We start from the raw sequence: 18,796 nt of genomic DNA on the forward strand, positions 1-18,796 counted from the left end.
GCCTCTATGCAAAATTTAGACAAACTTTATATCTTTACCAACTCGCGAAAGATCCGCGAATTTAACGCGAAATTTCAAAACGAACTCGTGCCAAAGGCCATGACGATAGCGCAGTTTGAGCAAAAAGCCGTGCTGGTGCCTGGGCGCTTTGAGGCGGACGAGGCGTACGCGCTGGTGCTGATGCAGCGAGCCTGCGCTAGCGTGAGAGAGGCCTCCGAGCGGCTGCGTATCCCGTCCGAGTTTTTTGCTTTTTTGAAAAACAACGACTATCTTTTTAGCTTTTTTAAGGAGCTCGCCATCAGCAAAAAGAGCGTGGCGGATCTGAAATTTAGCGATATTTACGCCGATTACGAGGAGCATCTGGGTATCCTCGAGGCGGTGCTTGCGCGATATAAGGAGCTACTCGCGGCCGAAAATCTATACGACGGCATCGCGCTACCTGAAATTTACCGGCTAAACGGCGGGTTTGTGAGGGAATTTCGCGAGATTTATCTTGAGGTGGACGGCTTTTTGAGTGAATTTGAATGGGAGCTATTTGGCGAGATCGCAAAGCTAACGACGCTAAAAATCATCTTTCAAACCAGTAAATTTAACAAAAAACTGTTCCTAAAACTAGCCGAAATTTCGGGCATTGACGCGAGCGAGTTTAGTCTATACGGCGAATTTGAGCTAAATTTGAGCTTGCGCGAGCTAAAAAAAACGGGCGCCGTGCGCAAAAATCCGCTCGTTTTAAAAAGAAGCTTTAGCGCTAGAAGCTTGCAGGCGGCCTACGCGATGGCAAAGGCTAGCGAGTTTGTCGCAGGTGGCATCAAGCCCGAAAACATCGCCGTTATCTTGCCCGATGAGAGCTTTGCCGAGATCTTGCGCCTGCATGACCGCGGTAAGATGTTTAACTTTGCGATGGGCGAGAGCTTCACGCGAACGCGATTTTTTCAAATTTTAAAGTGCGTAGTAACCGCGATAAACGACAAAATCCGCGTAAATTTGAGCGAGGATAACTACGCGAATTTTAACGAATTCGAGTTTAATCTGCACGAGCTGGGCGCTGGCCCCGAGCTATTTGCTAAATTTAAAAACGGTTTTGAAGCGCCTTGCTCGTTTGAGGATTTTAGGGCGCTTATGGAGGAGATTTTGGCGCTTGAGAGCGACCCAGCCGCTGCGCAAAAAGCGCGCGAGGAGCTATTTTACGCACAGAGTTTAGTGCGATATTTTAGCTTTACGCTGCGTCAAATTTGTGAGATATTTTTGATAAAGCTAGCGCGCTTAAGGCTTGATCACGTAGGCGGCGGCAAGATCGGCGTGATGGGCGTTTTGGAGAGTCGCGGACTTAAATTTGAGGGCGTCATAGTGCTTGATTTTAACGACGATTTGGTGCCAAAGCGCAGCGTAAACGAGATGTTTTTAAGCTCGCGCGTGCGCCAAAAGGCGGGGCTCATCGGCTACGTAGACCGCGAAAATTTGCAGAGATTTTACTACGAGAGCCTAATCGGCGGCGCGAAAAAAGTGGCGATATGCTACGCGGCAAACGAGGAGAAAATCGCATCGAGATTTCTCGGCGAATTTAACGCCGTGGAGGATGCGAGATTTAGCGACGAGAGCTATGCGGCGCTGTTTAACGGCGAATTTGACGGTGAGATAAACACGCATCTTGACGAAAAGAACGAGGTTAAGTCGGGACAAGCAAAAACCGCCAAAGAGCGGAGTTTGTTTGAATTTGACGCGCAGGGTGAGCTAGATTCTGGCGTAAATTCTACCGATAAATTTGACGAAAACGCCGCGCAAAACGAAACGCCGAGCGAAAATCCGCAAGCGCTAAATTTTATAAAATTTACTCGAAAAACGCCCGCAAAACCTAAAATTTTCGAGCAAGACATCATCGTCAAGCACGATTTTTTCGCTATCCCGCTCTCTTTTAGCAGGCTAAACACCTATTTGCAGTGCCCGCGGCGGTATTATTACAGATATATCCTGGGCGTAAAGCCGCCCGTGATGCCGCAAACCGCGTCCGCGGCGGACTTGGGTAACTCGCTACACAGGGCGCTTTTTGAGTATTATTCTAAATTCGATCGATTTGACCTCGCTAAATTTGAAACGGTGCTAAGAGAGCTAAACACGCCGCCGTTAGAGCGCGAGATAACGATGATAAAGATGGAAAAATTTAAGGCCGTAGAGGACGCGAGATATGAGGCGGGATGGCGCGTGCAGGGGCTCGAAAAAGAGCTTGATAGCGTGTTTGCAGGCGTGCGCATAACCGGCAAAATCGACCGCATAGACGTGTGCGGCGGCGAGCTAGCGGTGATTGACTATAAAAGCGGGAAATTTGACGCCAAATCCTTGCAACTGCCCTTTTACGAGGCGCTCGTTGGTAGGCCTTGCGAGGGGTATTTTTACGATCTTAAAGATAATATGAACTTGGTGGCCGGCGAGGCTAGCACGGAGGCGCTTGCAGAGGCGATCGAGCAGCTAAAATCCATAAACGACACGCCGATAAATTTCGGGGAGGCAAAGGGCGCGATGAGCGAATACGAAGACTATAAAATTTTAGTGAAAGGCGAGCTATGAAGCCGTTTTTGGCCCTCGAGGCGAGTGCGGGCAGCGGCAAGACCTTTGCGCTTAGCGTGCGTTTTATCGCGATTTTGCTATCAGGCGCCGACGCGCGCGAGATCATGGCGCTGACCTTCACCAAAAAGGCCGCTAATGAGATGAAAGAGCGCATCGTGCAGACCTTTTTGCGGCTCGAGGAAAAGGGCGCGGAGCTAGCCGAGCTAGAGCAAATTTTGGGCGTGGGCAGGGATGAAATTTTAGCTATGCGCGACGCGCGGGCGACGCATTTTTTAGAAAGCGATCTAAAAATCGGCACGTTTGACTCGTTTTTTGTGGGCATCTTGCGCAGCTTTTGCTTAAATTTGGGGTTAAGCGCGGATTTTGAAGTGAGCGAAAATTTAAACGAGCTACAGCGGGGCGAGTTTGTAGCGAGCGTGAGCAAGGATATGCGGCTACTAAAAGTGCTTGCGAATTTGATAGCGACGGCCGAGCGCAGTCAGAGTACCTTTTTTGAGAGCTTGGAGATGTTTTACGAAAATTTCGGCGAGCTTAAAAGCAGCGAAAATGCGGCGTTTCCAAACGAAAGCGGCGTTGCAGAAGCGCTAAAAAATATGCGCGAATACGTCCTAGCTAGAGGCGGCGGCAAAGACGCGCAAAGCGCCGTAAAAGATGGCAGTCCGAGCGAAATATTGGCTCGCTCGTTTATGTCGCGCTCGAGCCTTGATTATCGTACGTTTTCTAAAATTTATACGCCGGAGCTTGACGGGATGTTTTTTGAGTTAAAAGCACGGCTAAAGCGCTATTTTGATGCGCTGGAGGAGTATAAAATCGCCGAGCTGGCTAGATTTTTAAAAATCTATAAAGAGTGCAAAATCTCGCTAAATAAAAGGCTAAATTCGCTCGCCTTTAGCGATGTGACGCGCCTAGTTTACGAGCTTTTAAGGGGTGGCGAGACGGACGCGCAGATGCTTTATTTTAGGCTCGACGGGCGCATAAATCACCTGCTCATCGACGAGTTTCAAGACACCAACGTCGCGCAGTACGAGATCATGCGTCCGCTCATCGAAGAAATCGTCGCCGGATACGGACAAAACGGGCTTGGCAGCTTTTTTTACGTCGGCGACGTAAAGCAGAGTATTTACCGTTTTCGCGGCGGCAAAAGGGAGCTTTTCGGCAAGCTGATGCGAGATTTTCCGCAGATCAAAGCGCAAAATTTGGAGGTAAATTACCGCAGTAAAAAGGCGCTGGTTAGATTTACGAACGCCGTGTTTGCGGACAAGATCGAAAATTTTAAACCGCAAAGAACGCCACAAAAAGAGGGCGAGCGGGTAAATTTGGTAGGGCAGATGCCGTACTTTGAGGCACAGGAGGACGATCTTGGCTTCGTGCGGGTAAGTAGCGGCGATGATGTGGCGTTAGAGGCGGTACAGCAGGTTAAATTTCTCCTGCAAAAAGGGGTTTGCGAGGACGATATCACCGTGCTTTGCTGGAAAAACGACGATATAAATAAAATCTCAAATTTACTGAGCGAGGCGGGCGTAAAAAGCGTGAGCGAGGGCGTGACGGCGCTGCTAGCAAGCAAAAATGCGCGCGCAGTAGCGGAATACGCTAAATTTTGTCTATTCGGCGAGAGAATTTACAAGCTAAATACCGAGGCGATCCTGGACGTAAACGCCGTAAAACTAAGCGTAAATCCGCAAAAATCGGCGCTTGAAAGCCTGCACTATCTAGCGGGCAGACTCGGCGTAGATATGAGCGACGCGGACGTTTTGCGACTACTTGAGCTAGCGCAGCCGTATTCAAATTTGACCGAGTTTGTCTACAATCTTGATAGATTTGAAGCTAAAGCGAGCGCAAAAAGCGGCGAGGGCGTGAAAATCATGACCGTGCACAAGTCAAAGGGGCTGGAGTTTGAAAACGTGATCGTGTGCGATAAAATGGGCGCCGGACGGCATGACGGGTCAAATTTCATCGCAGAATATGACGCGGATACGGGCTCCTGGCAGGTGCGACACAACGTCAAAAAGCAGTGCATCGACGAGGATTTTGCAAAGCTAAAAGAAAAAGCGGCGCGGCTCGAGCGCGAAGAGGATATGAACAAGCTCTACGTCGCGCTAACGCGGGCGATTGGCGGGCTAATCATCGTTAAAAAAACGGGCGCAAACGGCAGAAATCCGAGCTTTTTTGAGGCGTATGAGAGTAACGGCGAGGTTATAGAGTATCTTGATTTGATTGATTTTAGCTTCGGCGAGCCTACGCCTAGCAAGGCACGAAATTTGACGTCAGCGAGCAAATTTGAACCTATAGAGCTAGTTCAAATTTCAAAGCAAATCGTAGACGAAACGCCAAAATCCGAGAGCAAAAATCAAAAGGCGATTTATCTTGGTTTGGCGCTACACTATCTGCTCGAGATGGCGGAAAAATTCGACGAGAGTTCGCTAAAAACGGCGCAAATTTCGATGCGAAACGCTTTTCATAAATTTTTGGACGAGGGCGAGTTGGATGAAATTTACGCGCGCGGGCTAAATTTGATAAACGAGCCTAAATTTAAGCAAATGACGCAAGCAAAAAGGGTGTTTAAAGAGCAGCCTTTGCGCTTTGAGGGCATGCTAAAGCAACTTGATCTGCTCTGTTTGGACGAAACCCAAATCTGCGTGATCGACTATAAAACGAGCGATAAAAATATAGATGAAAATATCGCGCAGGTTGAGGAGTACAAAAAAATACTGGCTCAAATTTATCCGAATTTGAGCGTGAGAGCGGCGATATTTTACGCTTTGCGGGACCAAATTCGAAGCATTGATATTTAAATATAGCTTAAATTAAGCTACTTGTAAGGTGCATTTGAATACAATCACGACTTAAAATTATCTAAAGGGTAAGAAATGACGAAAATAACAAAACCAAACGAAGTGGAGCGCGAGTGGATCGTGCTTGACGCGGCAGGCAAGCGTTTTGGTAGATTGCTAACCGAGGTAGCTACGCTGCTTCGCGGTAAGCATAAACCAAATTTCACTCCGAATGTCGATTGCGGCGATTACGTTATCATAATCAACGCTTCTAAAGCCGAATTTACGGGCAACAATAAAGCTGAGCAAAAGCTTTATCACCGCCATTCAGGGTATTTCGGTAGCACGAAGAGCGAGAAATTCGGCGAGCTTTTAGCTGACAAACCTGAAAAACTGTTCAAGCTAGCCGTTCGCGGAATGCTTCCAAAAACAAAACTCGGCAGAGAGATGATAAAAAAACTAAAAGTTTACGCCGGCAGCGAGCATCCGCATACGGCTCAAATAGCTAAAAAAGAAGGAAAATAATCATGGCGAAAGTTTATGCAACCGGTAAAAGAAAAACTGCCGTAGCAAAAGTCTGGCTAAAACCGGGCAGCGGTAAAATTTTAGTAAACGGACTTGATCTAAACACTTGGCTGGGCGGACACGAGGCTATTAAGCTAAAAGTAGTTCAGCCTTTGCTTTTAACAAAACAAGAGAGTTCCGTAGACGTAACCGCAACGACTCTAGGCGGCGGATACTCTGCTCAGGCTGATGCGCTAAGGCACGGCATTTCAAGAGCATTGGCTCTATTTGACGCCGACTTTAGAGCAACACTAAAACCAAAAGGCCTACTAACTCGCGACTCACGCGTCGTTGAGCGTAAGAAATTCGGTAGAAGAAAAGCTAGAAGAAGCCCGCAATTCTCTAAACGCTAATAGTTTTTGGGGTAGCGCGAATTTAAGGTGCATTGATATTTGCGGTTGGTTTTTTGTAAACTCGCAAATATCAAATGTTTAAACGAAATTTATAATTTTTGTGTTATCATTGAAACATACATTTCACTTGAAAGGATTTTCTATGAAAAAGATTGCTATTGCTTTAGTTGCTGCTACAGCTCTTTTTGCTGCTGATTCAGCTTACAAATATGAATTAACTCCAACCATCGGCGGAGTTCATCCTGAGGGTAACCTTGGAATGAACGATCAAGCTGCTATCGGTTTAAGACTTGGTAGAAACCTTGAGAATTTCTTCATCAACCAAGTAGAGCTAGGTTTTAGCCATGCAGATAAGGTTAGAGAGTACGGCGTAAAAGGCAAAGCTACTAGATATTTCGTAAATGCCATCAAAGATTTCGGTATCACTGACAATCTTTCACTTTATGGATTACTAGGTGCTGGATATGAGGATGTTTCAAAAAGATTCGTTAAAAATGACGACGGCGGCTTCGGTCAATACGGTCTTGGTTTAAGATACCAAATCACCGACAACTTTGCGTTGCGTGCTGAAGCTGTTGATGCTATCAAATTTAACCACGGAGATCACAATCTATTCTATACTCTAGGTTTTGCAGTAGGTTTTGCTCCTAAAAACGCTCCTGTAGTTGCAGAAGCTCCAAAAGTTGAGCCTGCTCCTGCTCCTGTTAGCCTTGACGATGACAATGACGGCGTTTTAAACGATGTCGATCAATGCCCAAATACACCGGCAGGCGTAGTGGTTGACGAGACTGGATGCGAGAAGGTTATCGTTCTTAGAGATATCGGCGTAAACTTCGCATTCGATAGCTACAAAATAACTCCAAAATATCTTGAGGAGATCAAAAAAGTAGCTAACTTTATGGGTGAAAATCCAGGTTACCGCGTAGTTCTAAGCGGACATACAGATAGCGTAGGCGCTGAGGCTTACAACCAAAAACTATCTGAAAAAAGAGCAAACGCAGTTGCTAAAGCTCTTGAAGAGCTTGGCGTAAGCGCAGACAAGATCACATCTATCGGATATGGCGAGCTTAAACCTATCGCTTCAAACAAAACAAAAGAAGGACGCGCTGAAAATAGACGCGTTGAAGCTAGATTTAACAAATAATTAGCCTAGCTTAATTAATGCATGGACGAGATTAAATTCGAACTTATTTGGTCGTTAATCTCGTCCTATTCTTTAAAAATTTTAGGCTCTATCACCATATTGCTTATCGGCAAATGGCTAGTAGCTAAAATCTCAAATCTTATATCAAAATTAATCATTTCCTCTCGACTTGACGAAACTCTTTCGAATTTTTTGCTAAATATCATCAAAACGCTTCTTATGGCTTTCGTAATCATAGCTGCGATTGCAAATTTGGGCGTCGAGACGTCTATGTTCGTTGCTGCGCTAGGTGCCATCGGTCTTGCTATCGGTATGGCGTTTAAGGATACTTTTTCAAACATCGGCGCAGGATTTTTGATAATATTTTTTAGGCCGTTTAAACTCAAAGACCACATCGAAGTCGCAGGCGTGCAAGGCGCGGTCAAAGAAATCAATATGTTTAGCACTGTTTTGCGTACGACCGATCACAAAACCATCATTATCCCAAACGGACGTATCATAAGTAGCAATATAATAAACTTCTCAAAAGAGGGCACTAGGCGGGTTGAGCTCGTATTCTCCATAGATTATAAAGACGATTTAAAGCTTGCAAAAGAGATTATTTTAAACCTAGCTGACAAAAACAAAAAGATCCTAAAAGAGCCAAAGCCATTCGTCGGCGTCGGAAGTTTGGGTGAAAATAGCGTAAATTTGACCGCTAGATTTTGGTGCGCGAGCAGTGATTTTTCGGATGTGCAGTTTGCTATTCTAGAAAGCGTCAAGCTCGCATTTGACGCTAAAGGCATCTCTATACCGTCGCCGTAGCTTAGCATCCGCTATCAAGACAAAAGACAAGACTAGCAAATTTAATCACTCGGTTTTCTTGTATATTTTATACTTATTTGCTTGTATGGTTGATAGGTTAAATTTAACCTGCAATTCCGTGCTGTTAAATTTGTGTAAAAGTATATAACTATCATAAATTTTGCCTGCAATATTTTAAACAGTATCCTTACATAAAAGTTAAATTTGACATCATGGTATTTTAAGAAAACCGTAATTTCAGTACCTAGCCTACAATAAGGTAAAACGAAATAAAAACCCATAATGATTAAAATTTGAAATTTTGAAAAGCCGACTTAAGGCAAATTTTAAAATACAAAAAGTAAAATCAAAGTTTATTAAATTGTAAATTTGACGCGAAAATGCCGTCAAATTTGCTATATCACAATCAAAAAAACGAAAGAAGCAAGATGAAAAAAACCATACTTTTTGACCTAGACGGTACGCTTATCGACTCGACGCCTGCGATCCTTGATGGATTTGGCGCGGCGTTTCGTGCTCACGGCGAGCCTGATCCAAAGCCCGAAGCGGTCAAGGCTCTAGTCGGCCATCCTCTTGACGTCATGTTTGCCGGACTTGGCGCGCCGACGCAGCTAATGCCTGATTATATCGCCGCGTATAAGGCACGTTATGAGCAGATTTTTTTGGAGCAAACATCGTTGCTTGATGGCGCGGCGGGCGCGTTGGCGCTTGCTAGCGAGGTTGCGGACGTGGGCGTCGTGACGACGAAAACGTCGAAATTTTCGGTCATTTTGCTTGAGCACTTGGGCGTTATGAGATTTATCAAAACCGTGATCGGCAGAGACGACGTCGTAAATCCGAAGCCCGACCCTGAGCCCATAAATAGGGCTCTTGAGCGCCTAGGCAACACAAGCGCGCAAGATAAGGCGAACGCCTTTATGATCGGCGATACGACGATGGATCTGGAGGCAGCGAAGCGTGCGGGCATCGCTGGCGTCGGGCTAGTTTGCGGCTATGGCAATGAGGCTGATTTGCGCGGGCACTCAAATTTGATCTTTAAAAACGCATTCGAGGCGGTTAAATTTATAGCGGGTAGATGAGGCTGGGCTGATAATTTAGAATTTTAGCATCGATCAAAACCTATAGTTAGCTCGCTAAACGGCTATTTTTAGTGTTTGTTTGAGTTGTTAAATTTAATAATTTATAAAACGCAGCGACAAGCATAACGAGTTAAATTTAAATCAACTTTGTCGCAAGGACCAGGGCAAAAAGGCAAATTTGACCTGCCGATGCGCTCCCTTTTTTCAAGGGACTCAATCGCATTGTTTGCATTAAGATAAACGCCGTCAAAATCCGTATCCAAGACTTTAAACGACTCATCACTCAGGTAGGCGTAAAGCACAACTAGGCGTTCGTGACCGAGATAGCTCGTATGTAGCCGATAGCGGCTCATTTTTCTGCTAAGCCGTCTTTAACAATAACCTCAATCCTGTTTTGAGCGATGATGATAAAACCGTATCGCGAGATAGCAATGACGAAGCAACGTATCTTCTTGCGCTAACCTATCGTAAATTTTGCTTCGTTCGTGATTTTTCATTCGCTGCGGCATAAAAGCATAAGACGAAAATCGCGGCTAACGCAGATAAAATTTTATACATAGCTTCTTCGTTTTTAAAATTTATAGTTTAAACTTGAGCGATTTTTAAAATCGGCCGCCAAAACAAATTTAGGGCTTTAGATTATTAAATTTAGGCTTTTTTGAAAATGTAAAAGCGGTGGATTAATGATAGATTTTGGAATTTAGCTCTATAATAAAAGATTTTTAAAAAACATAAGAAAATTTAAGGCGGAAAAATGGCTAAAATAATGAAAACTATGGACGGAAACGAGGCTGCGGCGCACGCGGCTTACGCATTTACTGAGGTTGCGGGTATCTACCCGATCACTCCTAGCTCGCCGATGGCCGATTACACCGATATGTGGGCGGCTCAGGGCAAGAAAAATCTATTCGGTATGCCCGTTAAGGTAGTCGAAATGCAAAGCGAGGGCGGGGCTGCGGGCACCGTGCACGGCTCGCTGCAAGTAGGCGCGCTAACTACGACATACACGGCTTCGCAAGGACTTTTGCTAAAAATCCCGAATATGTACAAAATCGCAGGCCAGCTACTACCAGGCGTCATCCACGTGAGCGCGCGCTCTATCGCGGCTCAGGCGCTTTCAATCTTTGGCGATCATCAGGACATCTACGCCTGTCGCCAGACGGGCTTTGCTATGCTGGCAAGCGGCTCCGTACAGGAAGTCATGGATATTGCGGGCGTCGCGCATCTAGCGGCGATCAAGGGTCGCGTACCGTTTTTACACTTTTTCGACGGATTTCGCACGAGCCACGAAATACAAAAGGTCGAGGTGCTTGACTACGCGCACTTTGATAGACTTCTTGACCGCGAGGCGCTACAAAAATTTAGAGACGAGGCGCTAAGTCCAGAAAACCCGAAAACTCGCGGCACGGCTCAAAACGACGACATCTACTTCCAGACGCGCGAGCTAGCTAACCGCTACTACGACGCCGTGCCTGATATCGTGGCCGAGTATCTAAAAGAAATTTCAAAAATCACGGGACGCGACTATCGTCCGTTTAATTATTACGGCGATCCGCACGCTACGCGCATCGTGGTCGCGATGGGTTCGGTAACGCAAACTCTCGAAGAGGTAGTCGATCACCTGCGCGCAAAGGGCGAAAAAGTAGGCGTGCTAAAGGTGCATCTATACCGTCCGTTTAGCCTAAAATACCTCTTTGACGTGATGCCTGAGACGGTAGAAAAGATCGCCGTGCTAGACCGCACGAAAGAGCCGGGGAGCCTCGGCGAGCCGCTATATCTGGATGTCAAGGCAGCGTTTTACGGACGCAAAAATCAGCCCGTGATCGTAGGCGGCCGCTACGGTCTAAGCTCAAAAGACGTCGATCCTGCGCAAATGCTAGCCGTCTTTGAAAATCTAAATTTAGAGGGGCCTAAAAACGGCTTTACCGTCGGTATCGAAGATGACGTGACCTTCACCTCGCTAAAAGTCGGCGAGAAAATTTCGCTAAGCGACGCAAGCGTGAAAGAGTGCCTATTTTACGGCCTTGGCGCGGACGGTACCGTGGGAGCGAATAAAAACTCCATCAAAATCATCGGCGATAAAACCGAGCTTTACGCGCAGGCGTATTTTGCCTACGATAGCAAAAAATCAGGCGGCTATACGCGCTCGCACCTGCGCTTCGGTAAAAACCCGATCCGCTCGACCTACCTCGTCTCAAATCCGCACTTCGTAGCCTGCTCGGTCGCGGCGTATCTTGAAATTTACGACGTCATAGACGGCATCCGCGAGGGCGGGACGTTCCTGCTAAACTCGATCTGGGACGCCGAGCAGACGGTCGCTAAACTGCCGAATAAAGTAAAGAAAATTTTGGCCGAGAAAAGAGTAAATTTCTACATCATCAACGCCACTAAGCTAGCTCGCGAGATCGGGCTAAAAAACCGCACGAACACCATCATGCAGTCGGCGTTTTTTAAACTTGCAGACATCATCCCGTTTGCCGACGCGCAAAAATACATGAAAGAGTACGCGCACAAAGCCTACGCCAAAAAGGGCGAAGCGATCGTAGAGATGAACTACAAGGCTATCGATATGGGCGCGGACGGGCTGGTTAAGGTCGCGGTTGATCCTAGCTGGGCAAATTTGACGGATGAAGCGAGCGCGGAGGAAAAATACGTCGGCGACGAATTTATAGAAAAAATCGTCAAGCCTATCAACGCCGCCAGGGGCGATAGCCTGCCCGTTTCGGCGTTTGTTGGCTTTGAAGACGGACACTTTAAATCAGGCACGACGCAATACGAAAAACGCGGCATCGGCGTAATGGTGCCTAAGTGGATCGAGAGCAACTGCATCCAGTGCAACCAGTGCGCCTTCGTCTGCCCGCACGCGGTCATCAGACCGTTTCTCATCGACGAAAACGAGCTCGCCGCCGCGCCGCAAACCGTGCAAGATCACGTCCTAGACGCCAAGGGCAAAGAGGTAAAAGGACTAAAATACAAAATCCAAGTAAGCCCTCTAGACTGCACGGGCTGCGAGCTGTGCGCTCAAAACTGCCCGAGCAAGGAAAAATCGCTCATCATGGTGCCTCTAGCAGAGGAGATGGAGAAAAACGAGCAGGAAAATGCGGATTATTTATTTAAAAAAGTAACCTACAAAGACGATCTGATGAGCAAAGAAAGCGTCAAGGGCGTGGGCTTTGCGCAGCCGCTATTTGAGTTTCATGGCGCATGCCCAGGTTGCGGCGAGACGCCTTATATCGGGCTTGTGACGAGACTATTTGGCGACCGTATGATAGTGGCAAACGCCACCGGATGTAGCTCGATCTACGGCGGTAGCGCGCCTTCGACGCCTTATACGACGAACAAAGAGGGCAAGGGCGTAGCGTGGGCGAACTCGCTGTTTGAGGATAACGCGGAGTTTGGTATGGGTATGAACGTCGCTGTAGAGACGCTGCGCCACCGCATCGAGGATGTGATGCTGCGCACTAAAGACGCCGCGCCAAATGCTCTAGCCGCGCTATACTCCGACTGGATCGCGCACAAAAACGACGGCGAAAAAACGACGCAAATCGCTAAAATTTTGACCCCTCTTTTGGAGCAAAATTTAAGCGTCCCGGGCGTAAAAGAAATTTTAGAGCTAAAAAGATACCTCGTCAAAAAATCCCAGTGGATCATCGGCGGCGACGGCTGGGCGTACGACATCGGCTTTGGCGGGCTTGATCACGTGCTAGCTAGCGGCGAGAACGTAAATGTGCTCGTGCTAGATACCGAAGTCTACTCAAACACCGGCGGTCAAAGCTCAAAATCAAGCCGTGCGGGCTCGATAGCGCAGTTTACGGCTAGCGGCAAGCCGATGCAGAAAAAAGATCTGGGCTACATCGCGATGACCTATGGAAATATCTTCGTCGCGCAGATCAACTCAAATGCGAGCCAAGCAAACACGATAAAAGCTATCGCCGCAGCCGAGGCCTACGATGGACCTAGCCTCGTGATCGCGTATTCGCCGTGCATCGCGCACGGTATCAAGGGCGGCTTGGCGCTCTCGGGCGATCAGGGCGAGCTAGCGACCAAATGCGGCTACTGGCCGACCTACGTCTACGATCCGCGCCTAATCAAAGAGGGCAAGAATCCGCTCAAAATGACTTCAAAAGATCCTGATTGGTCGCTTTACGAGGAGTTTTTGCTAAACGAGGTTCGCTACAACTCGCTTAAAAAAACTAACCCGCAGCACGCCGACGAGCTGCTGGCTAAAAACAAGGTCGACGCGCAAAGACGCTACCGCCAGCTAAAACGCCTAAGCTTGGCTGACTTTAGCGATGAGGTCGAGTCTAGCGCGGAAGCTCAGGCTAACGAAAGCGCCGAGTAGGGCGCAAATTTCTCTCGCTCAAATTTGACGGGCGATGGAAAATATCTGTAAATTTAGCCGCTCGTTTGGGCGGTTAAATTTGCTTTCAAATTTGAAAATTTTAAATTTAACGCGGCAAATTTAAAAGGTGCAAAATGAGCCAAACCCATCCTTTTAAACCGATTTTTGATAAAAACTCTAAAATTTTAATCCTCGGTTCCTTCCCTTCCGTAGTTTCTCGTAAATTTGGCTTTTACTACGCAAATCCGCAAAATCGTTTCTGGCGGGTGCTGGCTGGGATTTTAAACGCTCCGTTACCAGAAAGCACGGATGAAAAGATAAATTTTCTGCTCGCTCACCGCATCGCTATCTACGACGCTGCGATCTCGTGCGAGATAAAGGGCTCGAGCGATGCCAAAATGACCGCCATCGCACCCGTAAATTTAGAGCCGATTTTTGGCGGCGCGCGCATAGCGCAGGTATTCGCAAATGGCGGCAAGGCTTATGAAATTTGTAAAAAATATTTAGAAGACGAGATTTTAAAAGCGACCAAAAATGCGGTGACAAAGCTACCATCGACCAGCCCTGCAAATGCTAAATTTAGTATAGATAAACTTGCGAGCGAATGGTCGGTGATAGCTGAGGCTTTAAAGTAGGTCAAAAACTCAAAACAGCTTCGTCTTTCGTCTCTATGCTATTAATCTTTTAGTAAAATTTACCTTCTTGAGTGACTTAACTAACTATGCCGTTTTTTAAAAATAAAAAAACTATTTTTATATTGACATTGGTTATTATTTTGATATAATTGCACCACTGACTTAAATTTTTCAGTGGTTCAAGTATTTTTAATACTTGTATTATTTTATAAATTTAAATGAACAAAATCAGTTTTGATTACTAAATTTGCTAAAGCAATAGCAAAATTTAGTTATGTAGAAATTTAAAAATATTTTTGTGGCATATATTAGAAACATAAAAAATAGACATCTTAATCTAAAAGGATAGGTAATGAACAAGCATTTATTTGCACTTTTGGCTTTGGCGGCATTTAGCAGCCACTCTTTGGCTCACGAGTTTTGGCTGTTTGGAAGCAGCAAAGACGTAACTAGCGTTGAGATCGGCTATGCGGACGATTTTCCGACTGTTGAAAAGATCCCGGATAACAGGATTGCCCTATTTGAAGCCCCGTACGTCATAGCCAAAAACGGCGAAAAGCTTAGCCTAAAACAAAGCGGCGAAAACTACCACTACGAAAGAGGCAAGCTTGAAGACGGCTCTTACCTTATAGCTGGCGAGTACAAGCCTACGTTTTGGACAAAAGCTAGCGATGGCACATGGCATATGGGCAAAACCAAAGAGGATATCAAAGACGCCAAATACTGCAAAAAAGCAAGCATGAGCGCAAAAGGCGTCATAAACAAAAACGCGAAGGACAACTCCGTAACAAAGCCTTCCAATCAGCGTTTAGAGATAGTTCCGCTTGAAAATCCGGCAAATTTCAAAGTTGGCGTACCGTTTAAAGTTAAAATTCTATTTGAAGGCAAACCGCTAGAAAGCGCTACGCTTAATGGAACATTTGACGGCTTTTTGAAAGAAAAAAGTGCATTTCACGGCGAAACTGAGCCAGACGGCACGATAGAGGTGCTAGCTCTTAAACCTGGAAAGTGGCTACTACAAGTGGTGCATAAAATGCCGTTTACCGACTCAAAAATTTGCGATGACGAGACGATCGCAGCAACTCTTGCGTTTGAGCTAAAATAGATCAAATTTGCAAGATCGCATCTTAAATTTATTAAAGGGCGTAGCAAGATGCGCCCTACTATTTTGCATTTTAAACTAAATTTTCCCGGTAAATTTTATAAAATCGTTGTTACGATAAAAGAACTTCTAAAGCGATAAACTCAAAACAAGCAGTTAAATTTATCGGTAAATTTATTTTTCACTACGCAACTCCGCAAACACGCTGGCGAAATCGTGCGAGATAAAGGGCTCGAGCGATGCCAAAATGACCGCCGTCGCGCCTGCAAATTTAGAGCTGATTTTTAGCGGCACGTGCATCGTGCAAGTATTTTCAAACGGCGGCAAGGCGCACGAAATTTGCGAAAAATACCTAAAAAATCAAATTTTAAACGCAACGGGTAAAGAGCCCGCCAAGCTACCCTCTACTAGCCCGGCGAATGCAAATTTTAGCTTTGAAAGGCTCATGCAAGAGTGGACGATCATCGCGGAAGCACTAAAAGACGGTTAAATTTGGCAAGAGCCCTTAAATTTAACTCATCCAAAATAAAAATAATCGCGCCTTCATCTTAAATTTAGCTTTAAATTTTAAAATTACCCAAATCAAACAAAACAGAAAAAACCATGAAAATCCTAAAATTTCTATTTTTACTTCCGCTTCTAGCGATCGGTGCGCAGGCACTGGAGCCAAAAATCGTAATGAAGCCCGAAGCGAGCCTAAAAAACGGGCTTTACTACGTAAAAGGCAAGCTCTACGACGGCACGCTAAAGATGCTTCGATACAGCGTCGAGGACCTATATGACGTAAATGCGATGGGCATGGTCTATCCGAGGCTAAAACCTCTGCCGCCCACGCTCATACGCGAGATAGATGTGCAGGGCGGCACGGCGGTGCGATATCGAGACTATTTTGACGGTAGGGACAAACCCTCAAACGAATACCCCCTAAAAAACGGCGTCCGCGAGGGCACGGCAAAGCACTACCACGCAGATAGCGGCGCGCTGATGGGCGAGAGCGAATACAAAAATGACGTCCGTGACGGGCGCTACCGCCGCTACTACTTTGACGAGGGCGGCGCGTTAAAGCAGGAGGGCTTTTTCAAGGCGGACAGGCGAGAGGGCGTATTTACCGACTATTACGTTAGCGGCGAGGTTAGCGCACGCAGCCCATACGTCGGCGGGCTACGAAACGGCGAGGATATCGACTACTACAAAAGCGGCAAAATCCGCGGCGTGCGAACCTACAAAGAGGGTAAGCGAGAAGGCGCGGAAAAATGGTACTACGAAAGCGGCGCCTTGGAGGAGACGGGCGAATACAAAAACGACCGTAAAAACGGCGCTTGGAAGCGATTTTACGAAAACGGCAAAACGCGCGTGGTAGAAAATTACAAAGACGGCGAAAAGGACGGCGTAGCGCGCGAATACTACCCAAGCGGCAAGCTACGAGGCGAATACGAGTACAAAGACGGCCGCCAAACGGGCGCGGGGTTGGACTACTACGAGAGCGGGGCGCCGGCGGCAAAAGTAATGTTTAAAGACGGGCGCTATCACGGGCTGTACGAGGAGTATCACGAAAACGGCAAGCTAAAAGCCAGAGTGATGTTTGAGGACGGGCTGGAGGTCGGCGAGGCGCGCCACTACTACGCAAACGGAAAACTAGAGGCCGAGGGGGAGTTTGAGCGAGGCAGGCTCATCCGCGCCAAAAAATACGATGAAGCGGGTAAGCTAATCAGCGACAAGTCCGATAAAAACGGACTTCCGCGGGATTGAGCTTGGATAAATTTAAATTTAAGTGGAGCCAAATTTGATCTATACGGCTTAAATTCGGCGCTTTGGTAAAATTTGGCTTTATAGCTTTTTTAAATTTTAAGCACATACAAGACGTTAAATTTGATCTTAAACACGCCGCATTAGTCTAAAATTTTAATAAAAATCAAAGTTACATAAAATAATAGTAGTCTAAAAAAATTAAAAAATAATTTTTATTTTAGCTTAATATATCAATATTTGTAGTAAAATTTGCTCTGGATTTAATACACAAAAACACTAAAAAGGAGCAAAATATGGCTGCTACAGGTATTATTATCGGCACGGTAGTGCTGTTTATCGTGGGCTGGGCGATAGTGCGGGGTAAGTACGCGCCGCTCGTGCTTTTTCTTTCGGGCGTTTTTATGTTGATTTGCTCGGTCGCGCTAGGCACGGGGAATTTTATGCCTAAACAGGCCGTAGCGACGGGCAACGCCTACCTAAATATCATCGAGTTTATACGATATATGTTCTCAAACAGATTTGCAAATTTAGGCCTTATCATCATGTTTATGGTGGGTTTTGCGAGCTATATGACGCATATCGGCGCGAACCACGCTTTCGTTTCTATCGCTACGAAGCGCTTTGCTAGGATCAAAAACCCATACGTCATGGTATTCGTCGCATTTGCGGTGGCTAAGCTCATCAGTATGGTCATCACTAGCGCGGTAGGCCTTGGCGTGCTGTGTCTTGCACTGCTAGGGCCCGTACTCATCTCGCTTGGACTAAACAAGCTCACCGTAGGCTCGATCTGCGCGATGTCGGGAGCCGCCTCGATGGTGCTCATCGGCGCATCGACTGCTGCTGCGGCGAAGGCTACGCAGCTTAGTATCCTTGACTATGTTTTCGTCTATAAGATCCCTGCTGCGCTTCCGACCTCGATCGTGATGGGTATCGCGCTCGTTTTTTGGAACAGATATCTGGATAAAAAAGAGGGCTGGGTGTGCAGCGAGCACGTGGGCGAAGTAATGGAATTTGACGGCGCAGTGCAAAATCCGCAGACCGCCGCGCCTAAAATTTACGCGATACTGCCGTTTTTGCCGATGATTTTAGTGGTCGTATTTTCGCAGTACTGCATCGCCTCTATCAAGCTTGATATCTCGGCTATCATCATCCTATCAGTCGTCATCGCGATGCTTTTTGAGGCGGTCAGGCATAGGTTTAAATTTGACCCGATTGCCGAGGGAGTCAAGGTATTTTTCCAAGCGATGGGCAAGAGCCTAAGCGGCGTCGTGATCCTTATCATCGCAGCGGGCGTATTTGCAGAAGGCTTTAAGGCTCTAGGCATGCTCGATAGTATCGTTAAGCTCGCAAATTCGCTTGGCTTTGGCGGCTTTGGCATGTCGGTGCTTTTCGTCGTCATCACGACGCTTGTTACGATCATCTCCGGCTCAAACGGCGCAAGCTTCTACCCGCTCATCGAGATGGTACCGCATATCGCGGCTAAGCTAAACGTGAGCTCCGTGATGCTCGTGCTGCCGATGCATCAGGCCTCGACTATCGCTCGCCCTCTCTCACCCGTCGCAGGCGTGGTCGTCGCGATAGCGGGCATGCTAAAGTGCAGTCCGCTCGATATCGTCAAACGCTGCAGCGTGCCGGCGGTCTTGGGCCTGCTTAGCCACCATATTTTCGTATTTTTACTCTCGTTGTGAGGC

Annotated in this window: 12 protein-coding genes and 1 pseudogene; all 13 read left to right on the top strand. The window is 46.7% G+C overall.

All coding sequences use genetic code 11. The features are described 5' to 3' along the window. Positions 1 to 6: 6 nt before the first annotated feature. The 13 genes and pseudogenes from E4V70_RS07720 to dcuC all read left to right on the top strand — a co-directional run bounded on the left by E4V70_RS07720 (position 7) and on the right by dcuC (position 18,793). Positions 7 to 2,562: a PD-(D/E)XK nuclease family protein gene (locus tag E4V70_RS07720; RefSeq protein WP_122862547.1), complete on the top strand. Its 2,556-nt coding sequence runs from the start codon at positions 7 to 9 to the stop codon at positions 2,560 to 2,562. Beyond that, positions 2,559 to 5,354, top strand: coding sequence for a RecB-like helicase (locus E4V70_RS07725; protein WP_122862548.1), 2,796 nt, complete (start codon positions 2,559 to 2,561; stop codon positions 5,352 to 5,354). Before E4V70_RS07720 ends, E4V70_RS07725 begins: the two co-directional genes overlap by 4 nt. A 75-nt stretch (positions 5,355 to 5,429) precedes the next feature. Then, entirely contained in the window at positions 5,430 to 5,858 is a 429-nt protein-coding gene (rplM, locus tag E4V70_RS07730; RefSeq protein ID WP_002949135.1) for a 50S ribosomal protein L13, read from the top strand. A 2-nt stretch (positions 5,859 to 5,860) separates the two neighbouring features. Next, positions 5,861 to 6,250, top strand: coding sequence for a 30S ribosomal protein S9 (rpsI, locus tag E4V70_RS07735; protein WP_122862549.1), 390 nt, complete (start codon positions 5,861 to 5,863; stop codon positions 6,248 to 6,250). Between the two features lie 142 nt (positions 6,251 to 6,392). After that, complete coding sequence (locus E4V70_RS07740) at positions 6,393 to 7,394, top strand: OmpA family protein (protein WP_122862550.1); 1,002 nt, start codon at positions 6,393 to 6,395, stop codon at positions 7,392 to 7,394. A 21-nt stretch (positions 7,395 to 7,415) separates the two neighbouring features. After that, positions 7,416 to 8,198 (top strand): mechanosensitive ion channel family protein, encoded by a 783-nt coding sequence (locus tag E4V70_RS07745; protein ID WP_122862551.1) that lies wholly within the window; start codon positions 7,416 to 7,418, stop codon positions 8,196 to 8,198. A 428-nt stretch (positions 8,199 to 8,626) separates the two neighbouring features. Further along, on the top strand, positions 8,627 to 9,277 hold the full coding sequence (locus tag E4V70_RS07750; protein ID WP_122862552.1) for an HAD family hydrolase: 651 nt from the start codon (positions 8,627 to 8,629) through the stop codon (positions 9,275 to 9,277). Between the two features lie 754 nt (positions 9,278 to 10,031). After that, complete coding sequence (nifJ, locus tag E4V70_RS07755; RefSeq protein ID WP_122862553.1) at positions 10,032 to 13,619, top strand: pyruvate:ferredoxin (flavodoxin) oxidoreductase; 3,588 nt, start codon at positions 10,032 to 10,034, stop codon at positions 13,617 to 13,619. A 134-nt stretch (positions 13,620 to 13,753) separates the two neighbouring features. Continuing rightward, positions 13,754 to 14,254 carry a DNA-deoxyinosine glycosylase gene (locus tag E4V70_RS07760; RefSeq protein ID WP_122862554.1) on the top strand — a complete coding sequence of 167 codons (501 nt, stop codon included), beginning with the start codon at positions 13,754 to 13,756 and terminating at the stop codon, positions 14,252 to 14,254. Positions 14,255 to 14,606: 352 nt separating this feature from the next. Further along, positions 14,607 to 15,359 carry a DUF4198 domain-containing protein gene (locus E4V70_RS07765; protein ID WP_122862555.1) on the top strand — a complete coding sequence of 251 codons (753 nt, stop codon included), beginning with the start codon at positions 14,607 to 14,609 and terminating at the stop codon, positions 15,357 to 15,359. A 205-nt stretch (positions 15,360 to 15,564) separates the two neighbouring features. After that, a pseudogene (locus E4V70_RS07770) lies at positions 15,565 to 15,846 on the top strand (uracil-DNA glycosylase family protein); the annotation flags it as partial. 113 nt (positions 15,847 to 15,959) lie between these two features. Beyond that, positions 15,960 to 17,105: a toxin-antitoxin system YwqK family antitoxin gene (locus tag E4V70_RS07775; protein WP_122862556.1), complete on the top strand. Its 1,146-nt coding sequence runs from the start codon at positions 15,960 to 15,962 to the stop codon at positions 17,103 to 17,105. A gap of 293 nt (positions 17,106 to 17,398) precedes the next feature. After that, positions 17,399 to 18,793 carry a C4-dicarboxylate transporter DcuC gene (dcuC, locus tag E4V70_RS07780; protein WP_122862557.1) on the top strand — a complete coding sequence of 465 codons (1,395 nt, stop codon included), beginning with the start codon at positions 17,399 to 17,401 and terminating at the stop codon, positions 18,791 to 18,793. The last annotated feature ends 3 nt before the right edge of the window (positions 18,794 to 18,796 follow it).

Source organism: Campylobacter showae (genome assembly GCF_900699785.1).
Taxonomy (GTDB): Bacteria; Campylobacterota; Campylobacteria; order Campylobacterales; family Campylobacteraceae; genus Campylobacter_A; species Campylobacter_A showae_D.

Bases quoted from the DNA above. Each gene is read 5' to 3' on its own strand.
- E4V70_RS07760 (WP_122862554.1), top strand. From the start codon at position 13,754: ATGAGCCAAACCCATCCTTTTAAACCGATTTTTGATAAAAACTCTAAA.
- E4V70_RS07750 (WP_122862552.1), top strand. From the start codon at position 8,627: ATGAAAAAAACCATACTTTTTGACCTAGACGGTACGCTTATCGACTCG.
- nifJ (WP_122862553.1), top strand. From the start codon at position 10,032: ATGGCTAAAATAATGAAAACTATGGACGGAAACGAGGCTGCGGCGCAC.
- E4V70_RS07725 (WP_122862548.1), top strand. From the start codon at position 2,559: ATGAAGCCGTTTTTGGCCCTCGAGGCGAGTGCGGGCAGCGGCAAGACC.
- rplM (WP_002949135.1), top strand. From the start codon at position 5,430: ATGACGAAAATAACAAAACCAAACGAAGTGGAGCGCGAGTGGATCGTG.
- E4V70_RS07775 (WP_122862556.1), top strand. From the start codon at position 15,960: ATGAAAATCCTAAAATTTCTATTTTTACTTCCGCTTCTAGCGATCGGT.
- dcuC (WP_122862557.1), top strand. From the start codon at position 17,399: ATGGCTGCTACAGGTATTATTATCGGCACGGTAGTGCTGTTTATCGTG.
- E4V70_RS07740 (WP_122862550.1), top strand. From the start codon at position 6,393: ATGAAAAAGATTGCTATTGCTTTAGTTGCTGCTACAGCTCTTTTTGCT.
- E4V70_RS07745 (WP_122862551.1), top strand. From the start codon at position 7,416: ATGGACGAGATTAAATTCGAACTTATTTGGTCGTTAATCTCGTCCTAT.
- rpsI (WP_122862549.1), top strand. From the start codon at position 5,861: ATGGCGAAAGTTTATGCAACCGGTAAAAGAAAAACTGCCGTAGCAAAA.
- E4V70_RS07720 (WP_122862547.1), top strand. From the start codon at position 7: ATGCAAAATTTAGACAAACTTTATATCTTTACCAACTCGCGAAAGATC.
- E4V70_RS07765 (WP_122862555.1), top strand. From the start codon at position 14,607: ATGAACAAGCATTTATTTGCACTTTTGGCTTTGGCGGCATTTAGCAGC.